The organism is Chitinophaga pinensis DSM 2588, assembly GCF_000024005.1.
Classification (GTDB): domain Bacteria; phylum Bacteroidota; class Bacteroidia; order Chitinophagales; family Chitinophagaceae; genus Chitinophaga; species Chitinophaga pinensis.
Window position 1 is genome coordinate 4,112,942 of sequence record NC_013132.1, and the last position, 14,515, is coordinate 4,127,456.

General features: G+C 45.7%; 17 protein-coding genes. 1 reads left to right on the plus strand and 16 read right to left on the minus strand.

Annotated features, from left to right (window positions below):
• Window positions 1–414: 414 nt before the first annotated feature.
• From CPIN_RS16605 to CPIN_RS16655, 11 genes are all read right to left on the minus strand, one after another.
• Window positions 415–837: an SH3 domain-containing protein gene (locus CPIN_RS16605; protein ID WP_012790989.1), complete on the minus strand. Its 423-nt coding sequence runs from the start codon at window positions 835–837 to the stop codon at window positions 415–417.
• A gap of 20 nt (window positions 838–857) precedes the next feature.
• Entirely contained in the window at window positions 858–1,364 is a 507-nt protein-coding gene (locus CPIN_RS16610; RefSeq protein WP_012790990.1) for a BON domain-containing protein, read from the minus strand.
• Window positions 1,365–1,405: 41 nt separating this feature from the next.
• Window positions 1,406–1,930 carry a hypothetical protein gene (locus CPIN_RS16615; RefSeq protein ID WP_012790991.1) on the minus strand — a complete coding sequence of 175 codons (525 nt, stop codon included), beginning with the start codon at window positions 1,928–1,930 and terminating at the stop codon, window positions 1,406–1,408.
• 641 nt (window positions 1,931–2,571) lie between these two features.
• Window positions 2,572–2,889, minus strand: a complete 318-nt coding sequence (locus tag CPIN_RS16620) for an iron-sulfur cluster assembly protein (protein WP_012790993.1) — start codon at window positions 2,887–2,889, stop codon at window positions 2,572–2,574.
• Window positions 2,886–3,332 carry a SufE family protein gene (locus tag CPIN_RS16625; protein WP_012790994.1) on the minus strand — a complete coding sequence of 149 codons (447 nt, stop codon included), beginning with the start codon at window positions 3,330–3,332 and terminating at the stop codon, window positions 2,886–2,888. The genes CPIN_RS16620 and CPIN_RS16625 overlap by 4 nt, the downstream gene beginning before the upstream one ends.
• Before the next feature lie 7 nt (window positions 3,333–3,339).
• The gene (locus CPIN_RS16630; protein WP_012790995.1) at window positions 3,340–4,587 is read right to left on the minus strand and encodes an aminotransferase class V-fold PLP-dependent enzyme; all 1,248 of its coding nucleotides are present in this window, start codon (window positions 4,585–4,587) and stop codon (window positions 3,340–3,342) included.
• A 95-nt stretch (window positions 4,588–4,682) separates the two neighbouring features.
• Window positions 4,683–6,002 (minus strand): Fe-S cluster assembly protein SufD, encoded by a 1,320-nt coding sequence (sufD, locus tag CPIN_RS16635; protein ID WP_012790996.1) that lies wholly within the window; start codon window positions 6,000–6,002, stop codon window positions 4,683–4,685.
• A 13-nt stretch (window positions 6,003–6,015) separates the two neighbouring features.
• Window positions 6,016–6,780, minus strand: coding sequence for a Fe-S cluster assembly ATPase SufC (gene sufC / locus CPIN_RS16640; protein WP_012790997.1), 765 nt, complete (start codon window positions 6,778–6,780; stop codon window positions 6,016–6,018).
• A gap of 43 nt (window positions 6,781–6,823) precedes the next feature.
• Entirely contained in the window at window positions 6,824–8,269 is a 1,446-nt protein-coding gene (gene sufB, locus CPIN_RS16645; protein ID WP_012790998.1) for a Fe-S cluster assembly protein SufB, read from the minus strand.
• 48 nt (window positions 8,270–8,317) lie between these two features.
• Window positions 8,318–8,647 (minus strand): HesB/IscA family protein, encoded by a 330-nt coding sequence (locus CPIN_RS16650; protein WP_012790999.1) that lies wholly within the window; start codon window positions 8,645–8,647, stop codon window positions 8,318–8,320.
• A gap of 99 nt (window positions 8,648–8,746) precedes the next feature.
• Entirely contained in the window at window positions 8,747–9,328 is a 582-nt protein-coding gene (locus tag CPIN_RS16655) for an NADPH-dependent FMN reductase (RefSeq protein ID WP_012791000.1), read from the minus strand.
• A gap of 92 nt (window positions 9,329–9,420) precedes the next feature.
• Here CPIN_RS16655 and CPIN_RS16660 point away from each other — a divergent pair, with 92 nt between their 5' ends.
• On the plus strand, window positions 9,421–10,083 hold the full coding sequence (locus CPIN_RS16660; RefSeq protein ID WP_012791001.1) for a helix-turn-helix transcriptional regulator: 663 nt from the start codon (window positions 9,421–9,423) through the stop codon (window positions 10,081–10,083).
• 231 nt (window positions 10,084–10,314) lie between these two features.
• Here CPIN_RS16660 and CPIN_RS16665 read toward each other — a convergent pair whose 3' ends face one another.
• The 5 genes from CPIN_RS16665 to CPIN_RS16685 all read right to left on the minus strand — a co-directional run bounded on the left by CPIN_RS16665 (window position 10,315) and on the right by CPIN_RS16685 (window position 14,122).
• Window positions 10,315–10,728: an EamA family transporter gene (locus CPIN_RS16665; protein ID WP_012791002.1), complete on the minus strand. Its 414-nt coding sequence runs from the start codon at window positions 10,726–10,728 to the stop codon at window positions 10,315–10,317.
• 2 nt (window positions 10,729–10,730) lie between these two features.
• On the minus strand, window positions 10,731–11,222 hold the full coding sequence (locus CPIN_RS16670) for a GNAT family N-acetyltransferase (protein WP_012791003.1): 492 nt from the start codon (window positions 11,220–11,222) through the stop codon (window positions 10,731–10,733).
• A 248-nt stretch (window positions 11,223–11,470) separates the two neighbouring features.
• Window positions 11,471–12,028: a GNAT family N-acetyltransferase gene (locus CPIN_RS16675; protein WP_012791004.1), complete on the minus strand. Its 558-nt coding sequence runs from the start codon at window positions 12,026–12,028 to the stop codon at window positions 11,471–11,473.
• 6 nt (window positions 12,029–12,034) lie between these two features.
• Window positions 12,035–13,138, minus strand: coding sequence for an AI-2E family transporter (locus CPIN_RS16680; RefSeq protein ID WP_012791005.1), 1,104 nt, complete (start codon window positions 13,136–13,138; stop codon window positions 12,035–12,037).
• A 57-nt stretch (window positions 13,139–13,195) separates the two neighbouring features.
• Entirely contained in the window at window positions 13,196–14,122 is a 927-nt protein-coding gene (locus tag CPIN_RS16685; RefSeq protein WP_012791006.1) for a helix-turn-helix transcriptional regulator, read from the minus strand.
• Window positions 14,123–14,515: the final 393 nt, after the last annotated feature.

The window sequence follows — 14,515 nt, forward strand, 5'->3', positions numbered from 1 at the left end:
AGCACATTGATAAAGCCCCCATTAAGCCCCCAGTAAGACATGTTCAGCGGCAGGTTTCAGGAGGAGATCCCGGGCCTTAGCTCTTGAAGTATGCCAACACGTTGTCCGAAGAATCATCCATTCCCAACGCTCAACACGACCGACCACGCCCCATAGCGATAACTTCAAAGAACGTCAGTCCGGGATCCCTGCTGAAACCGCACGCAACACCTGCCCGCAACAGTCATATACAATACCTCTGCATATACAACACCCACCCGCAACAGCCATATACAAAACCTATATGCAACCACCCACCCGCAACCCCAATAAGCAACATCACCCCCCCAATTAATAAACTCAACAATTACCGCGAATCAATAAAAAAAGCCGGACGGCTCAACACCATCCGGCTAAAAAGATAAAAATGACCAACTACTCAACCGGCCGCAGATACTGCGCATGCGCATATCCTTCCTCGCCGTCTTTCGTTCTGATCAACCACCATTGATCACTATGCTTACTCACCAATGACACAATCTCTTTATGCCCGGCTTTCCCGATAATCGGCTGATCCGTTCCCGGGCCTTTCCGCACATTCAGATTAGACGATTGCGTCACGACTTCCAGCTTCGCACCTTCCACCGCGGTTGCTACTTTGATATCCATTACGACATCACCTGTAAGAAAATTCGGATCAATCTTCCCATAAATATTCCAGAGATTGTCCTTTACTGCACCACTCGGCGCTTCGCCACTGATATGCAGTACGCCATCCGTTTCATTCACCTGAAGATTGTCAGTGCCGGATGATCTGGCAGTATCTATCAGTTCTTTGTATTTGTCCTGTAATGACATAAAACAATGAATTTAGAAGGTTATTTTACTTTCAGACCAGAAGCATCTACTTTCTTCGGATGCAGACCATCAAGCGCCTGTTTCAGCGTTTTCCATTTGGCAGCAGACAATTCACCGGTAACCGTCACAACGCCGGCGTCTACTTTTACATCCACGCCAGGGAAGTCTTTGGTGATATCAGTTACCCCTGTACGAAGTGCGTCATCAGCAGCATTTACTGGTGCAGCGGTTGTATCCACAACAGGTGCCGGTGGAGCAGGAGGAGTAACCATGATGTTATTCGTAATGCTTTTAACACCTTCTACTGCCGCTACTTTAGTTTCTACAGCAGTTCTGGCTGCATCGTCAGGTACATTACCCGCCAGGGTTACAACACCTTCTTTTACGTCAGCCGTAACTTCAGGCATACCACTGAGTTGTTCAGTTACTTTAGCCTGGATCTGCGTATCGGAAGGTTTGCCTTTACAAGCTACCATGAAAGCCAGTGCCAGGCAAAGGAACGCAATGCTCAATTGTTTGTTTCTCATAATTATAGATTGGAATGGTTAAAAATTTTCGGGGAGTATGTTTATCTGAACATTTTAGTCAGATCGTTGAGGTCAACATCACCGTCGCCGTCTTTATCAAGACCGAATTTGCCACCGATGTTGTTGATGGTATTCTGGATGTTGCCGCCGCCGAGGTTGCCGAGGCCACCCGCCAGATTACCACCACCCAGGGAAGACAGAATGTCCTGGATATTAAAGCCGTTACCAGCGCCGCCGCCCTGCTGACCACCTTTCATAGCATTCAATACTGTTGGAATCAGTACTGCAGCGATACTGGCGGCAGTAGAACCATTAATACCGAATTTCTCCATGATATTGCCGGCGAAGTTCTGCTGGATATTCTGTGTTACCGGATGATCAGCTGATTCCAGTGCCTCATTTACCTGTTGTGTTTCGCCGTTGGCTTGCAGTTGGCTGAAGGTGGAGAGGATCGTGTTCTGCGCCTCTGCGATCACGCCATCATTGTGCTCATTAGGCACTTCCGGATTGTTGATGACAGATTGCAGACCACTTTGCTGGATCAGTTGCGTTAATTGTTCTAACATAAAAGCGTTTTATAAGATAAATAAGATGACAAAGGTATGGAACCTTATAACAATCTTATCTATAGGTTGGTTCATAACAAATATGTTACCAGAAAAATGATGATAATTAACTGTAGTAATAAGGGACAGGGGGGGTGCGGAGAAGTAATCATCGGGAGTGTATGGTAGTTTGCTTTGGGCAGATCGTATAATCTGCATGTCAGGATTTTTATTGAAGACTGTTACAATAGAAAAGACTTCCACACCCTGTTGCTAATTGGAGCCATTAACCAGTTGCTTTGGAAGCTATATACTTTGATAAGTATCCGGCGTACGGACATATGTCCAGATTCTTCTTATCTGGTAAAGATGCGCGACAATCTTTAACGTGAAACGTAAGGAGTAATATTTTAGACGCTGCTGCTTCATTCATCATGCCATAACTGCTGTATGATAAACCGGTAACTTCTCGTTCTTTAGAAGAATCATATGAATAGATCCCGGCGAGAATTGTTCACCTTAATAAGCATCCGGAATGGCAGATGTCAGGGGTAGGTAATAGCAACGTATGTTGCTTAGATAAACACTTACTGCCGCATATAAATAAAAAGCGGGCTGTATCATTTATCTGACACGGCCCGCTTATACTGAGGGTGGTTGTTCTACATGAAGCCCAGTTCTAATCTGGCTTCTTCACTCATCATTTCTTTGTTCCATGGTGGATCAAAAGTGAGTGTTACATCTACATCGGATACGCCGTCTATATCTCTTACTTTTTCGTCTACCTCACGGATGATATCGCCTGCCACAGGACAACCCGGAGCAGTCAGTGTCATCGTGATGCCGATGCGGTTATTCTCGCCTATTCTGATTTCATAGACAAGACCCAGCTCTAATATATTCACCGGAATTTCCGGGTCATATACTGTGCGCAGTACCTCTTCAATCCTATCGCGTAAGGTCATTGTATTTTCGCTCATAGTTCTGTGCCGTTTTTTTGTGATTGAGATTTTGCCTCGTAGGCAACTGCATATAACTTAATCTGTTTGAGCATACTCAGTAGTCCGTTAGAACGGGTAGGGGAGAGATGATTACTCAAACCGATAGCGTCTATAAAGAATATTTCAGATTCTGCGATCTCTTTAGGCGTGTGACCGGAAAATACGGTTACCATCAGACTAACCAGTCCTTTGGTAATCACGGCGTCACTGTCTGCTGTAAAGACCAGTTTACCGTCCTGCATTTCCGTATGCAGCCATACCTGCGACTGACAACCTTTGATCAGGTGATCAGGCGTTTTATATTTTTCGTCTATCAGCGGCAGTTCCTTGCCCAGTTGAATAATATGCTCGTATTTATCCATCCAGTTCTCCATAAAGGAGAAGTCTGATATAAGTTCGTCCTGTTGTTCTTTGATAGTCATAATCCTGTTATCTTAACATAGAGACAGCCTTTTTAATGCCTGCCACTAATCTGTCTATATCTTCAAAGGTAGTATACACTGCGAATGATGCGCGCACGGTGCCTGGAATACAGAAGAAATCCATGACAGGTTCAGCGCAATGGTGTCCGGTACGGATAGCGATACCCTGTTTATCCAGCAGTTCGCCGAGATCGTAGGGGTGGATATCGTATACCAGGAAGGAAACGGCGCCGGAACGGTGTTTCGGATTACCGATAAAGCGGATGCCTTCAATCTGTTGCAGCTGCTGTACGGCATACTCCACCAGTTGTTCTTCCCATGCCTGTATATTTTCAACACCTATCTGTTGTACATATTGTACTGCTGTTCCCAATGCGATCGCTCCGCTGATATCCGGCGTACCTGCTTCAAATTTGTAAGGCAGTACATTATAGATTGTTTTAGCGAAGGTCACGGTTTTGATCATATCTCCACCACCCTGGTAAGGCGGGAGGCGGTCCAGCCATTCTTCCTTGCCATAGAGTACACCGGTACCGGTAGGACCGTAGATCTTATGACCGGAGAATACGAGGAAATCAACATCCAGCTCCTGCACATCTACCGGCATATGCTGTACTGCCTGTGCTGCATCGAGCAGAACAGGAATGTTACGGGCATGTGCCTGGGCAATAATGTCGCGTATGGGATTAACGGTGCCGAGGGAGTTGGAAACGTATGTAACAGCGATGATTTTTACTTTGTCGGTCAGCAATGCGCTGAATTCGTCCATGAGCAGTTCTCCTTTTTCATCCATCGGGATGATTTTCAGTTCTGCGCCACGGTCTTCACACATCATCTGCCAGGGAACGATATTGGAGTGATGTTCCATCGCGGATGTCAGTACCACGTCGCCTGGTTTGATTTCGCCACGGCCGAAGGCGTAAGCGATCAGGTTGATACCGTCGGTAGTACCTTTGGTAAAGATCACTTCTTCGGATTTGCGGGCGTTGATGAAGGAAGCAATGATTTTACGGGAGTTCTCGTAAGCATTGGTTGCTTCCTGGCTCAGGTGGTGTACACCACGGTGTACGTTACTGTTGATGCGGGTGTAGTATTCTATCAGCGTATCCAGTACAACCTGCGGTTTCTGGGTAGTGGCCGCATTATCAAGATATACAAGCGGTTGGCCGTATACTTTTTCCTGTAACAGCGGGAAGTCCTTTCTGATCTTTTCTACATCTAGTGCCGGAACAGTGATGTCTGGTACGTGTTGCATAATACTCTATAATTTATCGTTCTTCTCTGAAGCATCAGAGGTCATCCGGGATGAACCTGGATGACCTCGTGCAAAGATCGGAATTTCTGATCGAATTAGTTATTGATAGCGCCGGCTACATACTGGCGGATCTTTTCTGCGAGGAAATCCTGTAATGCCGGTATGTGTACCTGATCGGTAATGTCAAATGCAAATGCATTCACCAGCAGTGACTTGGCGGCTTCTTCACCAATACCACGGGAACGCAGGTAGAAGAGCGATTCTTCGCTGAAGCGTCCTACGGTAAAACCGTGGCTGCACTTCACATCATCTGCATATATTTCCAGCTGTGGCTGAGAGTTGATGTTGGCCTTTTCGCTCATCAGCAGGTTGTTGTTCTGCTGGAAAGCGTTTGTTTTCTGCGCATCCTGGTGTACGTGGATTTTGCCGGTGAATACACCGTTAGCGTCGTCCAGCAGTACGCCTTTATACAGCTCATTACTGTTACAGTTTGGTACCAGGTGGTCCACGAAGGTGTGGTTATCCACGTGCTGGCTGCCTGTAGCAAGGTAAAGGCCGTGCAGATTGGTTTCCGTATTGCTGCCTGTCAGCGCTACGCTGAGGTTGTTACGGGTCAGTTCTGCGGAAGGCAGGGTGAAATTGAAGTGATGATAACGGCTATCAGCTTTCTGGGTAGCAGAAGTATGATAGATGTGGCGGCTGTTTTTGATGGTGCTCTGGATGTTGTAGTGCCAGAGTTCCGCATTTTCTTCCAGTACCACTTCTGTTACTGCGTTTACGAAAGCGATGGCGGAGTCATTGAGACCTACAGCGCTTTCGATGATTTCCAGGGTAGCGCTTTTATGCAGCACCACCAGGTGGCGTGGCTGAATAAAGGCGTTAGCAGAAGCTGTATATACGTGAATGATCTGTAAAGGTTTGTCAAGCGTTGCATTAACACCTGCCTCGATAAAGAGACCGTCGGCAAACAGTGCAGCATTCAGTGCAGCGAATGGCTGTGACTGAAGATGGGGGTGTTTGTCAAACCATGCCTGCAGCTGTGTATTACCGGCTGCATCGCTCAGTTTGGAAACGGTGATTTTACCACCAGCTGGCAGTTCGGAAAGATCCGCCTGCAGACGTCCGTTCACCAGTACAACGCGGTAGCTGTCCAGTTGAGGGATGTTGGCAGCTTTCAGCTGATCAGGTGTTACAGTCACCTGTTCTTCCTGTGCCAGGGTGAAAGCATCTTTCAGGAAGCGCTGTACGTTGGTATAGCGCCACTCTTCTGTTTTAATGGTAGGCAGACCCAGTTCCTTGAAGCGGCTGAAAGCCAGCTTACGTGCAGGCATGATTGCGTTGTCCGCATCCACTTTCTGCTCAGGTCCGGGTACCCCATTGGATATAAATTCGTAGAATGATTTATCGCTCGTCATGGTTCTTTTTGCGTTATACAGATTCTTTCTGGTGTACCTCTTCCTTCAGCCAGTCGTAGCCTTTCTCTTCCAGTTCCAGCGCCAGTTCTTTGGTGCCGGTCTTTACGATCTGACCATTGTACAGTACGTGTACGAAGTCAGGCACGATGTATTCCAGCAAACGCTGGTAGTGGGTAATAACCATAAAAGCCTTATCTGCACTGCGCAGTTTATTAACGCCGGCTGCAACGATACGCAGTGCGTCAATATCCAGGCCGGAATCAGTTTCATCCAGGATCGCTAATTTCGGGTCGAGCATAGCCAGCTGGAATACTTCATTCCTTTTTTTCTCACCGCCGGAGAAACCTTCATTCAGAGAGCGGTTCATCAGGTTGGCGTTAAAATCTACCAGTTGCTGTTTTTCTTTGGTCAGCTTCAGGAATTCTTTGGATTCCAGCGGAGGCAGATTGTGGTAAGTCCTGATCTCATTCAAGGCCGTCTTGAGGAAGTGCAGGTTAGATACGCCTGGGATCTCAACCGGGTACTGGAATGCCAGGAACAGGCCTTCACGTGCACGGTCTTCCGGAGACAGATCCAGCAGGTTTTTACCTTCGAAGATCACTTCGCCTTCTGTCACAGTATAATTTTCACGACCCGCTAACACAGAAGACAATGAGCTCTTTCCTGAGCCGTTAGGGCCCATGATGGCGTGCATTTCACCTTTCCTGATTTCCAGGTTGATGCCTTTCAGGATCTTTTTACCGTCTACTTCTGCGTGCAGATTTTTAATCGTCAGCATGATTGTATGTTTCTCTGTTGTTTTTGCTTTGAAAATGTTTTTATTATCCTACGCTACCTTCCAGTGTGATAGAGAGCAGTTTGCGCGCTTCTACGGCAAATTCCATCGGAAGCTGGTTCAGCACTTCCTGTGCGTAACCATTTACGATCAGTGCAACTGCTTTTTCTGTTTCTATACCACGTTGATTAAGATAGAAGATCTGGTCTTCCCCGATTTTGGAAGTAGTTGCTTCGTGTTCAACGGTAGCAGTACTGTTCCTTGATTCGATGTAAGGGAAGGTGTGTGCACCGCAGCGATCGCCGATCAGCAGGGAGTCACACTGTGTAAAGTTACGTGCATTGGCAGCACGTGGTCCTACCTGTACCAGTCCGCGATAAGTATTGTCGCTTAAACCAGCGGAAATACCTTTGGAGATGATACGGCTGCGGGTATTGCGGCCCAGGTGGTAGATCTTGGTACCGGTATCAGCGATCTGCTTGTTACGGGTTACGGCTACTGAGTAGAATTCACCCTCAGCATCATCCCCCTGCAGGATCACACTTGGATATTTCCAGGTGATCGCAGAACCGGTTTCTACCTGTGTCCAGGAGATCTTGCTGCTTTTACCCTTACAGATACCACGTTTGGTTACGAAGTTGTAAATACCGCCGTTACCGTCTTTATCACCAGGATACCAGTTTTGTACGGTAGAGTATTTGATCTCTGCATGGTCCATCGCAATGAGTTCCACCACTGCTGCGTGCAGCTGGTTTTCGTCACGTCTTGGCGCCGTACAACCTTCCAGGTAACTTACGTAGGAATTATCGTCAGCAATGATCAGGGTACGTTCGAACTGACCTGTGTTTTCCGCGTTGATACGGAAGTAGGTGCTCAGTTCCATCGGACAGCGTACGCCTTTTGGAATGTATACAAAAGAGCCATCGGAGAATACAGCTGCATTCAGCGCGGCAAAGATGTTATCAGAGTGAGGGACTACAGTACCCAGGTATTTTTTAACCAGGTCAGGATGGTTTCTTACCGCTTCTCCGAAGGAGCAGAAGATAATGCCCAGTTCCTGTAATTTGGCTTTGAAAGTAGTGGCAACGGAAACGCTGTCAAAGACAACGTCTACAGCAACGCCGGCCAATGCTTTCTGTTCATTGATAGGAATGCCCAGTTTTTCGAAGGTTGCCAGCAGTTCAGGATCCACTTCGTCCAGGCTGCCCAGCTGTTTTTTCTTCTTAGGAGCAGCGTAGTAGGAGAGTTTCTGAAGATCCAGTTCCGGCATTTCGAAATGCTGCCATTTAGGGAACTGCATCTTTTTAAAAGCCTGGAAACCCTTCAGACGCCATTCCAGCATCCATTCCGGCTCTTCTTTTTTGGCAGAAATAAAACGGATGGTGTCTTCATTCAGACCCACCGGCGCCATTTCCATCTCAATGTCAGTAGTGAAGCCAAACTCATATTCCCGGTTGGCTATGTCATCAATTATTTCGTTGCTGTTTCTCATTTTCCGAGTTAATTAAGTAATGCAGAAGCCTGCTGGTGATAATGGGAATTATACCGCAAAGCTTTCCCCACAGCTACAGGTACGGGTAGCATTCGGGTTGTTGAAATAAAGCCCCTTGCCGTTGAGACCATCGGAATAATCCAACTCGGTGCCATACAGGTACAGGAGGCTCTTCATCTGCACCACAATTTTAACACCTTTATCTTCAAAGGTCTGATCGCCTTCTTCATGCTCTGAACTTTCAAACTTCAACACATATTCCAGTCCTGAACAACCGCCACCTTTTACGCCAACGCGTACGAAAGTACCGGGAGCATGGTTCTCCTTGACCATAAGGTCCTTTATATATTCGCCTGCTTTTTCTGATACTGTTATCATATTGCTTCCTTTTATACAGATTTCACCATAGTATGATAATGCGTGGTGAGACCATTTACCTGACGTTTATTTTATCGGGAAATTGTAAATACTTCCTTCTCAGAGATTATCATTCACATTTACCAACGGGATCTTTGCCCCGATTTTGGCATCTCCCAGCAGAGAGATCATTCTGTCGAACTTATTCTTATATGACGTGGTGAATGTTTTCGTCTCCTGGTCATAAAGATGTTCTTTCATAATGGGTACGGAAAATGGTAACACCCATGCCCTCAGGGCTTTAGCTACCGAATCCATCGCATTAATACCCTGCATGGCCTGAGAACCGTCTCCCCAGCACACCAAAGCTACAACCTTTCCCGTTAAATAAGGATTACTGAGCTTGCTGGTCATTTCCAGCCAGTCCAGGGCATTCTTCATGACGCCCGTCATACTGCCATGATAAAGCGGAGTGAGCCATACATGGACATCCGCCTTGCAGAAGGCATCGCACATTTTTTTAACGGATTCGGGCATTTCTCCCTTGGGATATGCAAAGAACGGAATATGGCCGTCAACAGGGCTGAACACTTCCGTAGAAAATCCTTTTTGGCGGAACTGTTCTTCGAAGTACCCCGTCAACTGATTGGCAGTTGTATAGGGGCTACTGTCCATTGTGCCGTTGAAGATCAAGACGTTCATTTAAAATTCTCCTGTTTTAAGCTGTTGTTCTGGCAACAAATTTTTTTAACTCCTACAAAATTACGACATTTGAGAATAAAACAAGTAATAACTTGGAAAATTATAGACCCATCACAAAAGCAACTGCTGACAAGTTTTTGCAGTTACTCAAAACGAAGGGGCCTCAGTCGGCCGCTATGTTGGCTGCTGCGCTAGGTATAACAGGAGAGGGCGCCCGCCTGCAGCTGCTGAAGCTTGCAGAAGAAGGGCTTGTGGTGTCGGCTACCAGCTCAAGAGGCGTGGGCCGGCCCGTTCAGATATGGGATCTTACACCATTAGGTCATGCCCATTTTCCAGACACACATGTAGAGCTGACACTGCAATTAATAGAAACCATCCGCCGGGAACTCGGCGAAGCTGCTCTTGAAAAAGTCGTGGCCGCCCGTGAATTCCAGCAACAGGAGAAATATATCAATGCACTGACAGGCATTACCGGCCTGGCAGAAAGACTGGCGCAATTTGCGACTATCCGCTCTTCCGAAGGCTACCTGGCCGAATGGAAAGAGGAAGAAGATGGCTTTGTATTCATTGAAAATCATTGCCCTATCTGCTGCGCTGCCACGCAGTGCGCTAATATCTGCGAGTCTGAACTGAAAACCTTCCGTACCATCATGGGTGAGGAAGTAGACGTAAAACGTGTCGATCACATTATTGCCGGTAACCGTCGTTGCGTATATAAGATCACGCGTATTAAAGAGTTGATTACCAGTCGATAAGCATAGTTGCTCATAAATAATTAAAAGGGTATATCCGTTGGATGTACCCTTTTTCAATTATGTCAGTATGCCTCCTTATATTATTGTTGATTTAAAAAATGTCCTGGTTGCTAAGCGAGATGTATGCTGCTATGGATTTGAGAAGGGCTATCTGGCTGATAGCTCCTTCTCAAACCCTCAACCGTATGCTCCAACTAAGCCCCTCAGCTGTATGCTCCAACTAAAACCCAATTATAGAATCAATACCAAGGTCCCCGCTATAATCAACACCGCCCCGATCGCCATCTTTATTGTCAGTGCCTCATGTAAAAATATTATTGATAAAATAATGGTCAATGCAACGCTTAACTTATCTACTGGTGCAACCTGTGATACTTTACCCATTTGCAAGGCCTTAAAGTAAAAGATCCAGGAAAGCCCCGTCGCCATACCCGACAATACCAGAAAGACCAGGTTCGTCTTCGACAGGTGCTGCAATCCCTTCCCCTCACCCCGGAAAAAGACAATTCCCCAGGCCATGATCAGGATAATCACTGTTCTGATAGCTGTCGCCAGGTCAGAATTCACTCCGGCCACACCAATTTTAGCAAAAATTGCTGTCAGTGAAGCAAATAAAGCAGAAAGTAATGCATATAACCACCACATGCTCAATAGATTCTTTTACCAAGTATGTTCAGGCTCCTTTCTACACCATCCAGCACCGCAATATTCGGAAGGTGCGCCCATTCTTTAAATCCTAACTGTTCAAACAACTTCAAACTGGGAATGTTATGCGCAAAGATGAAACCGAGTAAAGTATGTACTTTAATGGCAGGACACTGTTCCATTGCATATTCCAGGATTTTCTTACCATATCCTTTACCACGTGTATTTTCATGCAGGTAAATACTGATCTCGGCAGTGCCGTCATACGCCGGACGACCATAAAAAGATTGAAAACTGACCCATCCCACGGAAACACCTTCATCTTCTACCATCCATAAAGGACGTTTTTCCGGAGAATGAATGTCAAACCAATGCTGTCTGCTTTCCACAGTAACCGGTTCTGTATCGGCCGTTACCATACGACCTGCAATAGTTGTGTTGTAAATAGCGACAATTTCCGGAAGATCTTCCTGCGTAGCGTTCCTGTAGTTCATTATACTGATGTGATTAGATAGACGCAAACGTAATAAAAACCGGCATCATTCGCAGTGAAATCTTCCCTTGTTTTGTAGTTATTATCACAAGATCAAAAGACACTGTTTTATGTATAGTCTGACTATACTTATCCAACGTTATACTTGCGATCAAAACGAAGGATTGAACGAAAAATGAGTATTATATAACCCTGTTCTGACACATGAAGGGAGAGAGCTGACAGCTTTTACGGCCGCTAATTGCTTACCTAAAATTGCATATCATAACGGTAATCCTTCTGCAGTAAACTCGTAATAAAAGCATTCACAAACTTTCCTTTCTGAAAGAACGCTTCGCGTACAAGTCCTTCCTGTTCAAACCCAAGGCGTTGCAGCAAACGATAAGAATTAATATTGGCGGGATCCACATAGGCTTCGATGCGGTTCATCTGTAATTCTTCGAAGCCATATTGTAGTAGACGATGGATACTGTTTGTCATAATACCTTTTCCCCAGTAAGCGGGGAGGAGGTCGTATCCCAGTTCCATTTTATAATGTGTACGGTTGATATGATGAAAGCCACAGGTACCGATCAGTTCATTGCGTCCGTTAATAGTGATGGCCCAGCGCATACCCTCGCCGCTGGCCAGCTTTTCTCTGAAAAAAGAGATCAGCTGTACGGCTTCCGATACATTCACAAACTTTTCGATGTCCATAAAGCGCACCACTTTTTCGTGAGAAAAAAGGCTGAAGAGCGCTGCAATGTCCCTTTCGTCTATTGTCCGCAGACTGATATCGCCGGTTGTAAGCGTGGGTATTTCCATCATGACTGTTTATTCACTGACTGGATCCGGTCCTTTTTCTTCTATGACCGGTGCTTTCTTGCTTTTTAAGGTAACGTCCCCCAGCAACAGGGCCCAGGGTTGCATATATTCTATATGTTCAAATACGATTTTCAGAATGGCGATAAATGGAATAGCGAGAAACATGCCGGGAACGCCCCATATCAGGTTACCGGATACAACACCGAGGATGGTGACTAATGCATTGATCTTCACTTTAGAACCCATAATACGCGGTAAGAGGATGTTACTGTCTAAGAAATGGACCAGCAGCAGGCCTGCACCCACCTGTATAGACGCCGCGAGGGAACTGTTAGTGAGCGTGAGCAACATACAAATAATAGTGGCTACATATATGCCGAGATAGGGGATAAGATTGAAGAGGGCAGCCATGATACCCAGCAGGGTGGCGTATTTCACACCGAATATCCATAACATCGCACAGTTCACAACCGCGACCACCAGCATTTCTATCATCAGTCCGGATACATATCCTTTAATAATATAACGGGTCTGCATCACTACGTCCAGCAGCTTGTCGCGGTGTTTTTCCCTGAACAGGCGTATCAGAAAAGTGAAGATCAGGGAACGGTATAACAGCAGGAAGAAACTATATAATAATACGAAGATGACGAAGATCAGCAGAGAAGATAAGGAGAGGAGGGTACTACTGATAAAACCGGTCGCGCTGCCCAGGGTACCCATAGCCATCTGTTCCAGGTAATCCATCTGACGAGCGGTATCAATATGGAACTTTACGTTTATCCATTGCTGTAAAGAGTTGAGCGAAGTCAACAGTTGTTGCTGCAACTGTGGGAAATCCGCCACAAACGATCCCATTTGTGCTGCCAGCAGCAATAAGATGCCTAACAACATTATCACAAAGAGGAAAATGACGGTAAATGCCGCCAGTCCTCTTGAGAAGCGCCACTTTTCCAGCTGATTAGCCATCGGCAACAGCATAATAGACACCAGCATGGCAAATGCAAGAGGAATGATCAGCTCATGTCCCAGGCGGGCAACATAGATAATCAGTATAATGCATAACAGGGTGTAGGCCAGCCGGGCATTAAATGGCAGCTTTACTTGATTCATGGACAGTCTTATTTCCCTCAAATATATATTTTTAAAGAGGGAAACAGAAACTGCGCATCAGATGAGTTGCTTGAAATGGGGGATATAAATGACGCACGAATTAGGCGCGAGCATCGATATAAAGAAATGAGTACCACTCATTTTGAAAACGCCTTCTTTGATGTAGCGGTCTATAAACTCGTACATGGGAATACCTGCAGTCGCAAAATCCGTTGGTACCGGCAGCGTGATATAATGTCCGCCAGGTATACGTTTGATCATTAATTTTTCTCCCAGGATGGTCTGTTCCAATGCCGGTGTGACATCCTTATTCGGTATCAGGATACCCGCATACATGCTCATACGTTCATAATCAGTTACAGGCACTGAGTCCAGTGTACTGGTGATCACTTTTGCATTGACCAGGTTATGATTACTGATGATGCCACGCATCCGCTGTTCTTCCCGGTTCATTTTCATGATCATCTGTGCAACAGGATCCTGGCCACGGGATAACAGGTTATAATACAGCGTACTATCCGGCAGGTGATCGGTTTCTGTCCGCTCAAAACTGAACAAAGGAGTGAACAGTTCTCCCTGTTTATCAAATGCCTGTACGATCAGGTTTACCATGTCCAGCGTCCGCTTTTCATTGGGCAATGTTTCTATCTTTCTGAAATTACGCGGACTCTTGTTGAAGTACTGCGTAAATGCTTTAGTATAGGCGGCTACGGTAGCATAACCTGTTCTGTCGCCTATCTCGCTGATATTGTAACCGCTGTGTCGCAACAAACCCGCAGATACTTCCAGCCGGTGCCGTTTCACATATTGCCAGTATGGCTCTCCGATAACGGTTGTAAAACTGTGATAAAAATAAGAATAAGAGATTCCCAAGTATTCGGATACGTCTTTCATCTCGAACGCGTCAGATATATGATCGTCCGCATAGCTAAGCGCTTTGAGGGCCATCAGCTCCATTTCACGAGCCGGAGGGTTGTGGGTCATAGACTATATTAATTTGAGGTGTTAAATGGTTCCAGTAGGTTTTTCTAACGTCCACGCTGTTGTTTACTTAAACAATAATTTACATATTAGATAAATCACTAAGCGATAGTCTCCGAATTTAAGCTTTTAGAAGAATATGACGAAAAAAAACGTGTTAACGCCAAATGTTATTGAGTACTTTTTGCGTAGAGAAATGGAAAATTCTTACTTTCGCGGCCTTCAAAACGGAAATATTTAACAATTTTTATGCATTTTTCGCGTTTGAATAGAACTTAGTACAATTATTGCAATTGTTCCGCCTGTTTACCCCTTATGCCTGCTGAAGTACGTCCGGAACGAGTCCGGATGCATAAATCATGATCTTTAATCAATCCCTTTATTGATGCCAAATCT